The sequence below is a fragment of the Patiriisocius sp. genome (assembly GCF_051252435.1).
GTDB lineage: Bacteria > Bacteroidota > Bacteroidia > Flavobacteriales > Flavobacteriaceae > Patiriisocius.
In genome coordinates this window covers 244,125-261,629 of the sequence record NZ_JBPOFW010000002.1, presented here as the reverse complement: position 1 = coordinate 261,629, position 17,505 = coordinate 244,125, and the positions used below count along the sequence as shown (strand labels likewise).

The window sequence follows — 17,505 nt, the reverse complement described above, 5'->3', positions numbered from 1 at the left end:
AGGATTTATAGCAAAAATCTAATTTGTGCTCAAACAAAAATCATTGTTGATTTTTGTTTGAGCACAAAGAATACCCTACCCAACATTTAAAAACAACAACAGGAAATGATACGTAGTCACTGGAATGAAGAATGGAAAGAGATTAAGTTTGACGACAAGATTTCTGAAAATGAAAAATTTAAAATTTCAAGTAAAGGCAGAATTCTAAACTGCAAAGCAGAAGAGGAATGCCTAGTTAAAAAATATTACATAAACGGATATCAGAATTTACCTGTTAAACAGAAAAAAAATGGCAAACAAACGAGCAGATATGTTCATAAACTTGTTGCAGAGCATTTTCTGAAACAAAATAACGGAATATGTGTTATTCATTTAAATTATGACAAAACTGACAATCGGGTTGATAATCTAAAATGGGCTACAAAAAGAGAGAAAGAGCTACATCAATTTAATAATCCAAATTGGCAAGAAGTAGTTAAAAAAAGAAGTAAAAATATTGGCAAACTAAATGAAGGGAAAGTTAAAATCATCAAACGCCAATTAAAAAACAATAGAACCAGAATTAAAATGATTGCAAAACGTTTTGGAGTTTCTGATATGCAGATACATAGAATAAAAACCGGAGAAAACTGGAGTTATGTAAAAGAATAAAACATTCTGCAGCTTATAAAAACCATAAAAAAAACCGAAGTTTCCATTAAAGAAAACTTCGGTTTTTTGATTATAAAATATTCTGAAAATAGCCCTATTCCTTTATCACTTTCTTCGTTGTATTTCCATTTATATTCAAAAGATACACACCACTCGAAAAGCTTGATATGTCTAGCGTAGTTTTGTTTTCTGAAATTTCAGAAGCATTAAAAAGCTGATTTCCTAAAATATCATACAATGCAATTGTTTCAATTTTAGCAGTTGGTGAAGCGATGGTTAATACATTGCTCACCGGGTTTGGAAATATTGAAATTTCCGAAGTAAGATTATCCTCAATATCTAAGTTAGATTTACGAATTAATAACATTCCTGGTGTAAAATTAGGGTCGCTAAAACTTAGAGTTGAAACTAACAGTGTGCCACTTTCAAAATATGGATAAAAATTCCAAGCTCCATTATAACCAGAAACATCACTGGCTGTGTACATATCAAAAAAACCTGTTTCGGTCATGTTTCCATTATCGATATCACTTATGTCAATTACCCTAACGCCTGCTGCATAATTTGCCAAATAGAAATTATCTCCTTTAACGTAGCCGTTATGATCAGTAGCTTCGGTAGCTCCGCTATATTCAAACGACAATTGAGGATTGTCAAGATCGCTGAAGTCAAAAACTAACGTACGTGTATTGAAACCAAAATTTATCTCATCAATCTCATCTCCAAGTAAAAAATATTTTTGATCCTCTGTAAACCAACCTTGGTGTGTGTATGCAGTATTTGTGTAGGTAATGGTAGAAATAGCCACTGGATTTGATTTGTTAGTGATATCCACAATTGATATTTCCGTTTCGTTACTTCCCACATAAATTTCTCTCCCTGCATAATCGGCATCGGGTCCATTATATACAACTACTTGCCCGTCATGGCTATAGCCATCCACTTGAAATCCGCCCGCAGCTGTTGGATTTAATGGGTCACTAATATCAACAAAATGAGGTCCTCCATTAAATGTACTAGTACCTACGCCATACGCATATTCTACCTCTTCGTTTATAACTAAGTTATGAGCATTACCAAAACCGTTGTAGTGTGCATCTTCGGTAAATGTTTGAGGCGGATTTGTAACGTTGCGCAATCTTGTCAAGTCAAAAACTTGCATTCCGTGATTGCCTGCCTCACTTATAACAAATGCATAATTTCCATACGTTTTGATGTCTCTCCAAATACTTGAAGTTGTATGTGTTGGCAGTTTTCCTAAATAAACTGGATTTACTGGGTCGTCTATATTTAAAAATGCCGTTCCATTGTCCAGTCCTAGTAATACATACTCGCTATCTGTAGTTGGATCTGTCCAACCCCAAGAATCGTTTGCATTGCTCGCACCAAAAGCACTTGCAGGAATTTCTGACAATAAATCATAGCCACTACAAGGATAGTTTCCTGCCATTCCGTTTGAACAAGGTGTTTGGGCTGTTGCAACCATCGAAACAAATGTTGCTAAAGTGAAAATAATTTTTTTCATATAAAATTCCCGTGAAGACGGGGGACTTATTTAGTTTGTAATTTTTATAAACCACAATATCGCGATAATTATAGGTTATGAGAAAGATTGTATCTCATATTTATATCATTTAACACAATTTCTCTTCGGAAATATTAGACCCATGACACATCTTTCATCCCATCATAAAACGTAGCGTGACCTCTAGCAAAAACATATTTTCCATCAAGCGTTTTAGTCCATTGCACAGGTTCATTGACTATTTCTCCATTCTGCCACGCCTCAAAACATTTTTTTAATGTCTCAATTTCTTTCTGTTCGGTGACATCCATATCCATATTATAGAGTTTTTTAATCAACTCATTTGATGCGCTTGTTGTAATTATTTGAGGCGAAAGCCGAACAAAACGATGATTATTCTTAGGATTATCAAGTTCATCTGCAAATAAATGAACAAACGCACTATAGGTTGCCCAATATTGGGGTTCAAACAAAATACTTTGCGAAAGGTTTGAAATACTATTAAAGAAAAACCCCTTTCCTTTAAACCATCGATTACTTCCAAAAAGTCTTTTCTTCTTTTTAGTTTCTGAAATATGAATCCTTTTACCATCTTTTTGCAACACGGCCTTTTTGCCCAAAAGGGTTTCATAATATCCATTCGTAAAGGCTATAGCGTCGTCTTCGGAAACTAACTTACTTGCGGTGCCTATACTTAAAACGTAAATATCTTTTCTTTTAATTCCGTTGGCTATTGCTTCGGTAACTCCTGCCATGATTGGGTTGTTAAATCCACCAAGAGCGCCATCCCATAAATAGAATCGTTTTTTAGATTTTTTGGGTTGCAAAATTGCAGGAAAGTCAAAATAATTTACCGGCGCATTGCTCGACCCATGAATTGCGGAAACTAAGTCTGTCACCACAAAATTAGGAATTCCCGCTATCACCTCTGCCCTCGCTCTACTTTGACTATTTGACCTAAAGAGTTTTGCTCTTTTATTCGAAATATCGAAAGTCGCAACGATAATTTCTAATGATGGTTTACCTATTAAAGCAGGTAAATCTGGCAAGGGTATTTTCTTTAATTTGCTTTTTCCGTCAATCAAAAGAATATCTTCCAACGCTTTTCGCTTTGCGGTAGTGGAATACCGAGAACCTATTGAGTTGACACCAAGAACTTTTAAAAGGTTGAGGGGGAAGAAACGATCTTTAAATTTAAGTTTTGTAAAGATGCTGTTTCGGGTCTCTGGATTGTCAAAAAGGTTAATGATTTCAGTAAAAGTCCAATTACAACAAAGTGCCGCGAGGACCATACTCCCACCTGAGTTTGCGATGACCAAATCAAAGTGACGCAACACCTCGTGCCCTTTGATATCTTTTTGCGGATATTTATTTTTAAAAACGTACTGTAAGGTCAATACTTGCAACAACGCCCAAGTCCCGCCACCGTCTAGGGAAAGAATTTTATATTTTGTGTTTGTGTTTGTGTTGTCCATATTCATTTTAAAGATAAAAATTATATAATGAACATGTTTATTTAATGGTTACACGGTTAGGCTTGCCATTGCTTTTTCGTACAGTGTTTCGTATTGCCCCACCACTGTTTTGGTATCAAATTTTCTAGCGGTCTCTTTGGCTTTTATTTTGAAACGAGCCAGAGTATCATCATCGCCAAGAATTTTTAATGCATTTGCTGCCATTTCTGTGATATTTCCCACATCGCTCAAAAAACCACTTTCTCCTTGAATGTTCACTTCTGGAAGACCTCCTGTATTTGTAGAAATTACTGGAACACCACTTGCCATTGCTTCTAACGCCGCTAGACCAAAACTTTCTTTTTCAGACGGTAATAGAAAAAGGTCTGTGAAGCATAATATTTTGTTTATTTCATGACTATTTCCGAAGAAAATAACTCGTTCTTTCAAGCCCAATTTTTCTACAAGTGCTTCGGCTGGTTCGCGTTCTGGACCTTCACCAACGATTAAAAGTTTTGAAGGAATTTCCTGCTGTACAATATTGAAAATCTCAACAATATCCAACACCCTTTTTACGGGCCGAAGATTACTCACGTGCGTGATTATTTTTTCTTCTGGCAATGCCATCAAGTCTCTCTGACAATCTGTAAAATGGTTTGTATAATCGTCCACATTTATAAAGTTGGGGACTACTTCTATTTCATTTCTAATATCAAATAATCGCAATGTGTCATCCTTTAAACTCTGTGAAACAGATGTCACACAATCACTATTATTGATGCTAAAAGTAACTGCGGGTTTATAAAATGGGTGGTTACCCACTAAGGTAATATCTGTACCGTGCAAAGTAGTAACCATGGGGATTTGTATGCCTTCTTCAGCAAGCATTTGCTTTGCCATATATCCTGCATACGCATGCGGAATAGCATAATGCACATGTAATACCTCGATGCCAAATCGCTTAACCGTATCCACCAATTTGCTAGATAATGCCAGCTCGTAGGGTTGATATTTGAACAGCGGATATTGTGGTACCGAAACTTCATGAAAATGGATATTACGAGAGAGCAAATCAAGCCGAACCGGTTGTTTATAGGTGACGAAATGTATTTCGTGCCCGCGCTCAGCCAATGCCACACCCAACTCTGTTGCCACTACTCCACTTCCACCAAATGTGGGATAACATACTATCGCTATTTTCATATTTTTTTGGTTGAAATTTTAAATAACCGAAACTATTTAAATCCTAAATTATCTAATTATCGCATCATAAATTGCCGCTTGAATATCGCTTCGCAAGTTTGATCTAATCAACTTCCTGTTTTCTGCATCTGGGTACGTTCTGTTTGACATAAATACGTATACCAATTCTTCTTCAGGGTCTGCCCAAGTGAACGTACCAGTGAATCCGCTATGACCAAAACTTGTCATCGAAACACAACCACAAGTTGGCCCAGAATCTCCCAATTGCGGTTTGTCAAAACCTACGCCACGACGTACCCTATCATCACAATAATAACAAGTATTAAAATCGTTCATGGTATCCTCTGTAAAATATTGTCTTCCACCGTACTTGCCACCCCATAAATAGAGTTGCATTATCTTAGCCACATCATTTGCGGTGCTAAACAATCCTGCGTGTCCACTAACGCCACCAAGCATTGCGGCTCCTTGGTCGTGAACATAGCCGTGAACTTTCTGCATTCTAAAAGTCTTGTCTTCTTCGGTAGGGACGATATCTGCTTTGCTAAATTTCTCTAGAGGATTATACGTTGTATAACTTGCTCCCAATGGTTCATAAAAATCACGTTGCACGACGTCTTCTAGTTTACTGCCAAAGAATTCCTCAATATATTTCATCACCAAATAATAAGGCAAATCACTATACTTGTAACCCGCCCGTGGCCGTAATTCGCTTTCCCTTATTTGCAAATAAACGCTGTCCTTGTATTCTTTTTTCATGTACATTTCATTTGCTACATGATATGGAAACTCTTCACTGTAATCTTTTTGATACCACTTTGTCATAGGCCTTTTTGTAGCACTATCCAATGTTTTTACGTAAAACGGAATCCATGCTTGGAGTCGTGCTGTGTGTGTCAACATGCGTCTCAACGTAATATTTGCTTTATCCGTTCCTTTATATTCTGGGAGCATTTCAGATAGTTTTGTGTCCATAGAAAGTGCTCCTCTGTCAAACAATTCCATCACAACGGGAAGGGTTGCCAGTATTTTAGTCAATGATGCCACATCATACAAATCATCGTCTTTTACACTATTTTTTTTGCTTTGCGTGTGATAGCCGAAATTTTTGCTATACACTACTTTGCCTTTTCGGGCAACTAAAATTTGAGCTCCTGGCATCATTCCAGCCCACAGACCACCATTTGCTAATGAGTCAATTTTCTTTAATTTATAACTGCTCAAACCAACAGACTCGGGCGTACCGTACTTTAATCTCTTTACTTCGGAAGTTTTAATTTGAGTATTCAACGGGAAATCATTTCCCAAAGAAACGGGTAGTTTTCCTTTTGCCACAATAGCACCAAAAATAAGCTGTGCCGAAAGCGATTGCGAAACTTCACTATTTTGATACGACATAACAACACCATCAAAATTAGCTGTAGATGTTACATCCAACATAGCATAAGGTCTTGCAAAAACATCGAGAATCAATGTGTTGGTTTTTGCTATTTCGGATAACCACAATAATTCTCTATCATTAAATTTGTAGTCTTTCCAAGGGTTGTCATTCGATTTATGAAACCCGGCAATAACGTAATCATAGTTTGAAAGCTTTTTTAAATAACCGGTTAAGTTATCAGCTTTAACATAGTCAATCTTGGCATATTTCCGAAGATATTTCAAAAATGGTTTTCCGTCTGCATCCCCAAAATTGATGTACGCTATTTTTTTGTTTGCAACATCTTTAATGGGTAACACAGCATTGTCATTCTTTATAACGGTCAATGCGTTTGCCATGGCGCGCTCGTATAACACATCATCCACTACCGAATTTAATTCTTCAACGATAAAAAATTCCTGCACAGGTTCATAATTGTTCAACCCCACCATATATTTCGCCATCAAAATCTTTTTGACCGAAAGCGCCAATCGTTTTTCCGAAATCACTTGTTCTCTATAAGCGTTTACCAGCAACGCGTGCGCTTTTGGGATATCCTCGCTAATGAGCAATACATCATTCCCTGCCATGAATGCCGCTAAGTCTATTTCGCCAGGTTTTTTGAAATTTGCTGCGCCCTTCATATTTAGTGCGTCTGTAAAAATCAATCCGTTAAAGCCCAATTGCCCTTTTAGCATATCGGTCACGATTGTTTTTGAAATTGACGAAGGTAACCCTTCTTGCTCTTCAAGCGAAGGAACGTTTAAATGCGCCACCATCACACTTGCTAATCCCTCGCTAATTAAACGTTTGTACGGATATATTTCAATACTGTCAATCCGCTCTTTACTGAAATTAATAGTAGGCAATGTTTTATGAGAATCTGAATCTGTATCCCCATGTCCTGGAAAATGTTTTGCACTCGCAAGTACGCCAGCACTTTGCATTCCTTGCATAAATGCTAGCGATTTTTCTGTGACATTATCTCTGTCTTCGCCAAAAGAACGATTACCAATTATTGGATTTTTAGGGTTTGTATTGATGTCAACTACGGGAGCAAAATTGATATGAACACCCATCCTACGGCTATGTGCGCCAATTCTACGACCCACGCTTTCCACAATATCATTATCCGTCACAGCGCCCAATGTCATATTCCAAGGATAGGCATACGTAGAATCCAATCGCATTGACAATCCCCATTCTGCATCCATCCCTACCATTAATTTTACTTTGCTCAACGATTGAAATTCATTGTTCAATCTAGATTGACGCACGGGTCCACCTTTTGAAAAAATAACACCGCCAATATGCTGATTCTTTATAAGGTCTTTTATTTTGTCTGTTTTGGATTTGGCATCGCTCGAAAAAACATCCACCATAAATAATTGTCCCACCTTCTCCTCTAGCGACATATTATTATAAATGCTATCCACCCATTTCTGCTGGTTTACTGCGTCATCAAATACGATTAAAGGATTTTGTTGTTGGGCATTCGCCGAAATGTTAAACAAAAAAAGAAGAAAAAAGGGGGCGATATATTTTATCATGTAATTTACCCAAAAGAAAATGGGCATTAATTTTATATAACAAAAACTTAATCGAAAAAGGAAAAAATTTATCCTAAGTAATTAAGTTAAAGGAATTAATAATTCAGTAATGAGATACAAATTTCCGAAGTATTCAATACCCGAAATTTGAGTGCAATTTTTCTACTATAAAATTACAAAAACTATGCTAGAAATCTACTGTGCCAACTTTCTTTTGCAGGAACTTCCCAATTTTCTTCGTACTCTGCTTTTGTGTTGACCAGATTATTGAAAACAATGGTGTTCGGAGAGACCGATTTGTTCTTTGCCATTTTTCTGAAATCAAGCAGACTTTTGTGCGCAATGTGCTCTCCGTTGTAATAGGTAACGTTCATCTTATCCAGTAAGTCAACATCAATTTCCTTCTCGATTTCCTGAATAAAATGCACCGAAGCATCAATGCTACAACCACTTGCCGAAGCATTTTCTTGGTTTAAACCAATAACAATAAAACGATTGTATTTCACTTCAAAACCTGCTTCTAAATTAGCACCGTGTGCGGTCCATTTTGTTAAAAAAGTTTTAGCTTTTTCTTCAATTAAGGTAACTTCTTCTTCTGAAAATTTACGGTTGGATTGGTATATCCAAATTCTTGAATCGTCCGGGAGATTTTTGAAATCTGTGAGCATGTATTTTTTTAAATTAAAACTTTGAAGTTTCTTAGAGTAAATTCGTCTTTGTAAAATAGGTTTCGACTGAGAGTCCAAAAGAAACTCTCATTTTGGCGGTTGCTAAAACGGAAATAATTATTAAATATCTTTTGCATTCGCAATCATCTCGGCGACGTCCATAACTTCGACGGCCCCTTCTTTTCCTGTTCCTTTTACACCGTCTGTCATCATCGTGTTGCAAAAAGGGCAACCTGCAGCAACGATTTCGGCACCGGTTTCAATGGCTTCTTCTGTACGTTCTATGTTGATGTCTTTATTGCCTGGCTCTGGTTCTTTGAACATTTGCGCTCCACCTGCACCGCAACATAATCCATTAGTTTTGCAACGCTTCATTTCGACAAGCTCAACTTCTAATTTTCTGAGCAAGTCACGTGGTGCTTCGTATTCTCCATTGGCTCTTCCCAAGTAACATGGGTCGTGAAAAGTGATTTTTTTTCCTTTGAATTTTCCGCCTTCTACTTTTAAACGACCATCAGCAAGTAAAGACTTTAAAAATTGAGTGTGGTGCATGACTTCGTAATTTCCGCCCAATTGAGGATACTCATTATTAATTGTATTAAAACAATGAGGACATGCAGTTACAATTTTCTTTACCTCATACGCATTCATTACCTCAATATTTGTAACCGCTTGCATTTGAAATAAAAACTCGTTTCCAGCTCTCTTTGCTGGGTCTCCCGTGCAACTTTCTTCGGTTCCCAATACGGCAAACTCTACTCCTGCATTGTTCAATAATTTTACAAATGCTTTTGTAATTTTCTTTGCTCTATCGTCAAAACTTCCAGCACAACCTACCCAAAAAAGAACTTCGGGTTGTTTTCCTTGTGCCATAAATTCGGCCATTGTGGGTACTTTCAATTGTTCGCTCATATTCACTGGTCCCATATTGAAGGGATTATCTTTTAATTATACTTCAAGATCTAATATTTCAGAGGTTACTCTTCAAACACTTGGATGGTTACTTCTTTTTCCACTAGCTCTGTAAATTTTCCTTTGTATCGAGTTGCTTTTACTAGGTGATTATCCACCCAGTGGTAATTTCCTCCTCTTGGTTTTCCCATTAATAAAGAATGAAATTTAAAACCGTGTTTGTTTAACCAGTTAGTAGTTACTTCACGATGGTCTTCTGTTCTTGATGTAAAAAAGCATATAAGATGTCCTTCATCGTACCAGCCATTTAATGTTTTTAATGCATCTGGAAATGGTTCGCAAGTTGCCATGCGTTCTGGCTCTTCGTTGGGAACATCTTCGGTAATTGTTCCGTCGATATCTATAAGGTAATTCTTTACGCCATCAGGTAGCATTGGGCTTGCATTTTCTCCTTGTGCGTCTTTTACTAAGTGTAATTTTTTAGTACTCAAATTGTATTTATTTAATATTTCCGAAGGGAAACTATTCGTTTTTCCAGTTCAATCTGTCCATTTGGTTAAATGGCCAAGGTGCACCGTTATTTTCAATATTTGTCATTGTCACGTTCAACTCGTTTGGTGCGGCACTCTGTTCCATCACTAAATATTGACGCATATCCATGATAATTGACAGTGGGTCAATACTCACAGGACAGGCTTCAACACAAGCGTTGCAAGTGGTACATGCCCACAATTCTTCAGTAGTGATGTAGTCTTTTAATAGTTCTTTTCCGTCGGGAATAAAAACACCTTTATTGGCATCGAGGTTCTTCCCTACTTCCTGCAAACGGTCTCTTGTGTCCATCATAATTTTACGAGGAGACAATTTTTTCCCCGTTTTATTTGCCGGACACTCATCTGTGCAGCGACCGCACTCAGTACAGGTGTATGCGTTAAGTAATTGGATTTGCGTTAAATCCATCACATCGCTCGCACCAAATTTTTCTGGAGCGGGTGCATCTTCAGGAGGTGCTGCGAATGGATCCGCAGTTGGGTCCATCATCATTTTAACTTCGGCAGTTACGGTTTCGTTGTTTTTAAATTGTCCTTTTGGTGTTGTTCTTCCGTAGAAAACATTGGGGAAAGCAAGCATAATATGCAAATGCTTTGAGAAATATAAATAGTTCAAGAAAACCAAAATACCAGCTATGTGAAGCCACCAAGCGGTGCGCTCGATTAAAATAAGCGTTGCTTCGCTCATCCCCTCAAATATTGGTTGTAAGAATCCGCTAATGGGAAACGAACCTGCTTTTACATAATGGTCTGCTCCCATATTTTGAAGTGCTAAATCGGCTCCATTCATGGTTAGGAACAATATCATTAAAACAACTTCGAAATATAGAATGTAATTAGCGTCGTTTTTAGGCCAGCCTGTCATTTCGTTTGACCAGAAACGTTTGATTTTTGAAATGTTTCTACGTGTCCAAAAAATAATAACAGATACTAATACTAAAAAAGCTAAAATTTCAAAAGTGGCAATTAGAAAATCATAAACTCCTCCAAGTGGAGCAAAAATTCGGTGTGTTCCAAATATTCCATCAATAATTATTTCTAAAACCTCTATGTTGATGACGATAAATCCAACATAAACAATAATATGTAGGAAACCAGCGAAAGGTCTCTTTACCATTTTTGATTGGCCGAGCGCGATTCTGGCAACATTGCCGTAACGCTCTCCTTTATTGTCAATCTTGCCTACAGACTTTCCGATTTTAATATTTCGGATTACCTTTAGTATGTTCTTTGTAAAATAGCCAATTCCCGCCACAAGCAGGAATAGGAAAATAATGTTAGGAATATATTGCATTTTTATTGGTCTGGATCATCAGGTGATTCATATTCTGTGCCTTTTTTACCGAAGACTGAAATATGTACGTACCGTTTTGGGTTTAGTTTTACGTCTTGTAATAGCTGTTCTAGTTGTCTTGATGCTCCTTCCAGATTTTCGTAGAGTTTATCATCTTTCAACAATTTACCTACACTTCCCTCTCCATTTTCCAGTCCCGAAGCGATTGACTCAAAGCGAGAAATTACGGTTTGGAATTCAGTCACTAATTTTCCTGTTTCAAGTTGAGCAAGTGAGTCTGATAGTTGATTGAAATTTACCGCCATTTCATCCAAGTTTGTAAACGTACGGTCAAGCTTGTCTGAATTATTACGCAACAAACCGTCCAAACTACTTGATGCTCCATTTAAAGAGCCCATAGTGGAATTAAGCTTCTTAATTGCTCCCTGTAAATCCTCGCGGGTATCATCATCGACCAATCTTGTAAATGATATTAATAAAGAATCTACAGTTTCAAGGGTAACATTTACTTTTTTCTCTAACGGCCCTAAGGCTTTGGTTACGGCAGTCAACATACCATCCTCGGCACTACCTACGAGAGTATCACCTCTTTCTGCCATATTCCTTGAGGCATATTCTGGCATAATACCCAAAGATTTACCTCCTATCAAACCTGCACTATAAATTCTAATAGTACTTTTCTTTGAAAATTGAAAGCTTTCATCTTCTACTGAAAATTCTACAACAAGTTTTCCTGTATCACTAATAAAATCAATGTCAGTCACTTTTCCGATGACAAGACCATTAACGGTAACAGGGGCACCCAATGCGAGACCTTCTACATTGTCATACTTAACGTAAAATGTACGCGTTTTTTCTAAAAGATTGGTCCCTTTTAGGTAACTGTATCCAAATATGAAAAGCAAAATTGCCCCAATTGCAAGAATACCTGTTTTAACTTCTCTTGATAGTCTCAATGAATGATTATTTAAGTGTTGTGAACAAATTTAGCAATATTTATTATTAATTGTCTTCGTTCTTTAACACATCTGAAAGTTTAACCTTTTTTTCACTTTTAAATGCAACTACGTAAGCCGAAGTATATCCTTTTTCCTGAGCATAGGTTTTCATAAGCTGAATCTCATTGTAGTCGGACGTTTTTCCATAATAATACTTATAAAGAGCGCCTTCTTTTTCTCTGTCAACCCCTTTTAAACCTTTAAAATTATAAGATTTTTCATCCAGTTTTTTTGAACTCGCTGCAAGTTGCACTCTAAACTCGATGCCTTTGTAGATTTTTTCTTCGGAAGTTTCAATCGCTTCTTTGATTTCTTCTTCGGTGATGGTTGGGTTTTGAGCGTCACTCGTGGCTAATGAAATATTATTTTTATACGCAATAATTCCTTTGGCAATTTCCTGCGCCATTTCTTTTCTTCCGCTTTTTGAATTTAAATATTTGCCTTCGGTATTATGTGTTAAGAAACCCATTTCTATTAAAACACTTGGCATATAAGAACTATGCAACACCCAAAAAGGGGCCGAACGCACACTTCTATCATTTCTTTTCAAACTGCTCACCACTTTTGATTGTATTAATCCGGCAAGCGTAATGCTCTGATCAAGATACTCTTCTTGCATCAATGTGAGACCAATAAGAGACTCTGGAGAATTTGGATCAAAACCTGCATAACGTTCTTCGTAGTTTTCTTCCAGAAAAATAACTTCGTTTTCTTTTTTTGCAGTATTTAGGTTTTTTCCAGATTTATCGATACCCATTACGAAAGTACCAAAGCCGTGCGCTTGGTTTGTAAAAGAATCGCAGTGCAAGGAAACAAAAATATCTGCATCAACCTTATTTGCAATAGGTCCACGTTCTTCAAGGATGACAAAAACATCAGTCTTTCTAGTGTAAATAACTTTGAAACCCGGTTCACTTTCTAAGATTTTACCCACTTGCAATGTTACATCAAGAGCGATATCTTTTTCTACAAATCCGTTTCCGCGGTTACCTGTGTCATGTCCTCCGTGACCTGCGTCCAGGACAACTATAAACGGTTTTTTCTGTAATACTCCGGCAGTAACTGTCGTCTTAATAGAGAGGAAACAAAAAATGAGCACTAAAAAAGTTAATAAGTTCGTTTTCATAATGATATAAACGTAGGTTTTATTGAGGTATTTTAAATTTTGACATTTTAAAAGTCAGCCAAAAAAATATGCTTAATTTTGACCGTGCAAATAGTAAGCCAAAACTACAAAATAACAGCGCTATCACATTGGGGTACAAACAACACTTATTAACGTTTTTTACACTACTGCTCTTTGGCTTTTACAGTTCTGTAAATGCGCAAGAAATCCCTCCAAAAGAAACCCCAACAATTCCTGCGGAAACGGAACAAGAAGAAAACATAGAGGGCGACACCATAGTCTTACCAGTACCTAGCATTCTCGAAGAGATTGACGAGAGAGCACAGGACACTACCAAAACTGATACTATTAAACCACCCAAAGACGAAGTTTTACAAGACATCGTGGAATATTATGGCGAAGATTATGTGTACATCGATAAAAAAACCAATAGGGTTTACATGTACAATCAAGCATATGTTATTTATCAAGATGTGCGCATTGACGCAGGATTGATAATCCTTGATTATAATAGAAACGAAATCTACGCGAAAGGTATTGACAGCGTGGGAGAATATTCGCAACGCCCAGTATTTACGCAAGGTGCCAATAGAGTTGAGCCAGATTCCATTAGGTATAATTATGATAGTGAAAAAGCTTTGGTCTATAATTCCCGGGGTGAAGAATCTGGGTTTAGATACATCGCCGAAACCACAAAAAAAGTAAATGACTCTGTTATATTTCTTCGGAATGTAAAATTTACAACTTCAAAAAATATTGAAGACCCAGAATATTATTTTTACACACGCAGAGCGAAATTTGTTCCGAAGAAAAAAATTGTAACAGGATTGACAAACATGTACATTGCAGATGTACCCACGCCCATAGGGCTTCCCTTTGCCTATTTTCCATTAACCGAAGACAGAACGTCTGGATTTATACTCCCTACCATTGGTGAAAATAATAATCGTGGTTTTTTCTTTCAAAATGGAGGATATTATTTGGCACTCTCAGAATACTACGATTTAACCCTGCAAGGGGATTATTACACCAACGGTAGTTATGCGTTGCGAGCGCAATCTGCCTATTCTTTGAAATACAAATTTACCGGTGGCGTAAATATTCGCTACGAAAGTTTGATAAATAGTGAACGTGGATTCCCAGATTTTTCGCAAAGTACTTTGTACAATATTCAATGGAATCATTCACAAGATCAAAAATCGAGTCCGTTGTCTCGTTTCTCGGCTTCGGTGAATTTTGGTAGTAGTGAGTATTTTCAGCAATCGATTAACCAAATCAACAATGGTAGCGCGCTCGTAAACACACTTAATTCTTCAGTAAGTTATTCAAAAACTTTTGAAGGTGATCCGCAAGTAAACACAACTGTCGCACTAAACCTTAATCAAAATACACAAACTCAGGCCATCAATCTTACGTTGCCAAATGTTACAGCAAATGTGGGTAGAGTTTTTCCATTTGCACCAAAAACGGGAACTAAAAAAGGGATTATTGACAACATCAACTTGCAATATGATGTGACCGCACAAAACAGAGTACGCACAACCGACTCATTATTCTTTACTTCAAGAATGTTTGACGATGCTTTAATTGGCGTGCAACATAGAATTCCTTTGAGTACCAATTTTAAAGTCCTCGAATATTTGAGCGCAAGTGCCAGTACAACATATACCGAAACTTGGTCCTTGACAACGTACAATCAACGTTACGATGTTGATGCAAACGACGGTAATGGAGCTGTTATAAGAGATACGGTTTCTGGTTTTGATAGTTATCGTACGTACAATTTCAGCACAAGTTTAGGTACTACCATTTACGGAACATTTAATGTAAGCGAAACGGGCAAAATCCAAAAAATCCGGCATGTAATGCGTCCATCCATTTCCTATAACATAAATCCAGGTTTTGAGCAATATTATGACCAGTACGAAATTCCGCCATTGACGGCAGACCCCGAAATAAATGCCGAAATAGTTCAGTATTCTCGTTTCGAAAATACTATTTATGGCGCTCCCGGTATGACTTACTCAAGTAACATTGGGATGTCTCTGAGCAATAATTTTGAAGCTAAAATAAAGGATAGGGATACAACAGCTACAGAGCCAAAGAAGGTTGTGTTATTAAACAACCTTACTTTTTCAACGGGGTATAATCTTTCGGGTGATTCGTTAAAATGGAATCCTGTTTCAGTAAGAGGGGCGATTCCTATTATCCCTAAACTAGATTTCAACTTTAGTGGTACGTTGGACCCGTATGCTTTGGATAACAACAACCAGCGTATTGATATGTACAATGCCGCAAATGGTGGGAGCCTCTTTAGACTTACCAACGGAAATGTAAGTTTCAATTATTCTTTTTCAAGTGCTGATTTTGAAGGAAAGAAAGACGATGATGATGAACGCCTTGACGATGCCACTTTTAGAAATGGTGGTCGGCAGGATGACCTTTTTGGCCAAGGCAACAATGACTTTAACGGAAACCTTTTTGGTGATGATGACGATGATGACGATGTAGAGACTGTCACTAATGAAGATTGGTTTAATTACAGTATCCCTTGGGATTTGCGACTTGCCTACACCATTACCTACAGCAATACGGCACGCCAAAATGAAATTTCCTCGCAGTCGTTAATGTTCAGTAGCAACCTAGAACTCAGTCCGCGATGGAAAGTGGGAGTTTCTTCAGGGTACGACTTAAAAAACAAAGGAGTCACCACCACCCAACTCAGATTTCAGCGGGATTTAGAAAGTTGGAAAATGAGTTTTAATTGGACACCTATTGGAGCTGTAAATACGTCTTGGTATTTTTACGTAGGGATAAAATCGTCAGTGTTGAGTGATATTAAGTATGACAAACGTAGAGAGCCAGACCAAGGTTTATAGGTCTTCTGAAAAGAAACTCACTTTTGAATAGTCTTTAAAAGTTTAAAAAACGAGAAGCTTTTTTCTCATGCACATATTCTATTAAAACCACTGATTTCTAACAAAACCATAGACACTATAAATATGAAAAAAATAATTCACACAGACAAAGCCCCTGCTCCTATTGGGCCTTACAACCAAGCGGTACAATTTGGCAATATGCTCTATACTTCAGGGCAAATTGCAATCAATCCAATTACCGGCGAACTAGAAATAGCAGAAATCAAAGCCGAAACTAAACTGGTCATGGAAAACTTAAAAGCCGTTTTGGAAGCAGCAGGAATGACATTTGAAAACGTTATAAAAAGCAGCATTTTTGTGAGCGATATGCATAATTTCAGTAAAATAAATGATGTGTACGGTTCCTATTTTAACGAAGCCACAGCGCCTGCAAGAGAAACAGTTGAAGTTGCCAACTTACCCAAGTTTGTAAATGTTGAGATTAGTGTGATTGCGTCGTTGTAGAAATTAAATTACCTACGACAAATCATTACTGATCAACTTTAAAAATTCATTTCGCGTTTCTATTTTTTCAAACTGTCCTCTAAAGCCTGAGGTGGTTGTTACGCTATTTTGTTTTTGTACCCCGCGCATCATCATACACATGTGGCTCGCTTCAATGACCACGGCTACTCCTTGGGGTTTTAGGGTATCATTAATACACTCTAAAATATCGTGTGTCAATCGTTCTTGTACTTGCAATCTGCGTGCAAATACATCTACTATTCTTGGTATTTTACTCAATCCCACAATATGGCCATTGGGTATGTAGGCAATATGTGCTTTTCCAAAAAACGGTAACATATGGTGTTCACACAATGAATATAATTCTATATCTTTAATGATAACCATATCACCATAATTCTCGGCAAACATGGCACCTTTTAAAATAGCCGCCGGATTCATATCGTACCCAGAGGTCAAAAACTGCATTGCTTTAGATGCACGCTCGGGAGTTTTAAGGATACCCTCACGAGTAACGTCCTCTCCCAAACCAGTGAGTATTTGAGAAAAATTTGATTTTAACTCCTCTGTGGTTTTTTCATTATATTCTTCAAAAAATCGGTAGCTCATCGCGTTGAAATTATATGTTTTGATTTTAGCTTTTTAAATTTCAGAAAAAAACTGTTTAACCTTTTCTGAAATATTTTAAACAAAGTTACCTCTAGCTTTCTATTTATCAATTAAAAATTAGTTTTTAACTTTTTATTAAGATTTGATACCGTTAGTTTTGT

Annotated in this window: 14 protein-coding genes; 3 read left to right on the top strand and 11 right to left on the bottom strand. The window is 37.1% G+C overall.

Annotation, left to right across the window (positions count from 1 at the left end):
• Positions 1 to 105 precede the first annotated feature (105 nt).
• Positions 106 to 651 (top strand): HNH endonuclease, encoded by a 546-nt coding sequence (locus tag ACSHW7_RS06250; protein WP_435678473.1) that lies wholly within the window; start codon positions 106 to 108, stop codon positions 649 to 651.
• Positions 652 to 745: 94 nt separating this feature from the next.
• Here the strand turns inward: ACSHW7_RS06250 and ACSHW7_RS06245 are convergent, their stop codons facing one another.
• The 10 genes from ACSHW7_RS06245 to ACSHW7_RS06200 all read right to left on the bottom strand — a co-directional run bounded on the left by ACSHW7_RS06245 (position 746) and on the right by ACSHW7_RS06200 (position 13,352).
• On the bottom strand, positions 746 to 2,176 hold the full coding sequence (locus tag ACSHW7_RS06245; RefSeq protein ID WP_435678472.1) for a choice-of-anchor B family protein: 1,431 nt from the start codon (positions 2,174 to 2,176) through the stop codon (positions 746 to 748).
• A 134-nt stretch (positions 2,177 to 2,310) separates the two neighbouring features.
• Positions 2,311 to 3,651: a patatin-like phospholipase family protein gene (locus tag ACSHW7_RS06240; protein WP_435678471.1), complete on the bottom strand. Its 1,341-nt coding sequence runs from the start codon at positions 3,649 to 3,651 to the stop codon at positions 2,311 to 2,313.
• A gap of 48 nt (positions 3,652 to 3,699) precedes the next feature.
• Positions 3,700 to 4,833, bottom strand: a complete 1,134-nt coding sequence (gene bshA / locus ACSHW7_RS06235) for an N-acetyl-alpha-D-glucosaminyl L-malate synthase BshA (RefSeq protein ID WP_435678470.1) — start codon at positions 4,831 to 4,833, stop codon at positions 3,700 to 3,702.
• Positions 4,834 to 4,881: 48 nt separating this feature from the next.
• The gene (locus ACSHW7_RS06230; protein ID WP_435678469.1) at positions 4,882 to 7,803 is read right to left on the bottom strand and encodes a glycoside hydrolase family 3 N-terminal domain-containing protein; all 2,922 of its coding nucleotides are present in this window, start codon (positions 7,801 to 7,803) and stop codon (positions 4,882 to 4,884) included.
• Between the two features lie 182 nt (positions 7,804 to 7,985).
• Complete coding sequence (locus tag ACSHW7_RS06225; RefSeq protein WP_435678468.1) at positions 7,986 to 8,471, bottom strand: ABC transporter ATPase; 486 nt, start codon at positions 8,469 to 8,471, stop codon at positions 7,986 to 7,988.
• 120 nt (positions 8,472 to 8,591) lie between these two features.
• Positions 8,592 to 9,383, bottom strand: a complete 792-nt coding sequence (locus ACSHW7_RS06220; RefSeq protein ID WP_435678708.1) for a (Fe-S)-binding protein — start codon at positions 9,381 to 9,383, stop codon at positions 8,592 to 8,594.
• A gap of 65 nt (positions 9,384 to 9,448) precedes the next feature.
• Positions 9,449 to 9,817: an LNS2 domain-containing protein gene (locus ACSHW7_RS06215; protein WP_435678707.1), complete on the bottom strand. Its 369-nt coding sequence runs from the start codon at positions 9,815 to 9,817 to the stop codon at positions 9,449 to 9,451.
• Between the two features lie 88 nt (positions 9,818 to 9,905).
• The gene (locus ACSHW7_RS06210; RefSeq protein ID WP_435678467.1) at positions 9,906 to 11,228 is read right to left on the bottom strand and encodes a 4Fe-4S dicluster domain-containing protein; all 1,323 of its coding nucleotides are present in this window, start codon (positions 11,226 to 11,228) and stop codon (positions 9,906 to 9,908) included.
• Between the two features lie 2 nt (positions 11,229 to 11,230).
• Positions 11,231 to 12,184 (bottom strand): MlaD family protein, encoded by a 954-nt coding sequence (locus ACSHW7_RS06205; protein WP_435678466.1) that lies wholly within the window; start codon positions 12,182 to 12,184, stop codon positions 11,231 to 11,233.
• A 46-nt stretch (positions 12,185 to 12,230) separates the two neighbouring features.
• Positions 12,231 to 13,352 carry an N-acetylmuramoyl-L-alanine amidase family protein gene (locus ACSHW7_RS06200; RefSeq protein WP_435678465.1) on the bottom strand — a complete coding sequence of 374 codons (1,122 nt, stop codon included), beginning with the start codon at positions 13,350 to 13,352 and terminating at the stop codon, positions 12,231 to 12,233.
• Positions 13,353 to 13,420: 68 nt separating this feature from the next.
• On the opposite strand from ACSHW7_RS06200, the gene ACSHW7_RS06195 reads away from it, so the two are divergent.
• The gene (locus ACSHW7_RS06195; protein ID WP_435678464.1) at positions 13,421 to 16,231 is read left to right on the top strand and encodes a putative LPS assembly protein LptD; all 2,811 of its coding nucleotides are present in this window, start codon (positions 13,421 to 13,423) and stop codon (positions 16,229 to 16,231) included.
• A 123-nt stretch (positions 16,232 to 16,354) separates the two neighbouring features.
• Positions 16,355 to 16,735 carry a Rid family detoxifying hydrolase gene (locus ACSHW7_RS06190; RefSeq protein WP_435678463.1) on the top strand — a complete coding sequence of 127 codons (381 nt, stop codon included), beginning with the start codon at positions 16,355 to 16,357 and terminating at the stop codon, positions 16,733 to 16,735.
• A 12-nt stretch (positions 16,736 to 16,747) separates the two neighbouring features.
• Here the strand turns inward: ACSHW7_RS06190 and folE are convergent, their stop codons facing one another.
• Positions 16,748 to 17,344, bottom strand: coding sequence for a GTP cyclohydrolase I FolE (gene folE / locus ACSHW7_RS06185; protein ID WP_435678462.1), 597 nt, complete (start codon positions 17,342 to 17,344; stop codon positions 16,748 to 16,750).
• Between the last annotated feature and the right edge of the window lie 161 nt (positions 17,345 to 17,505).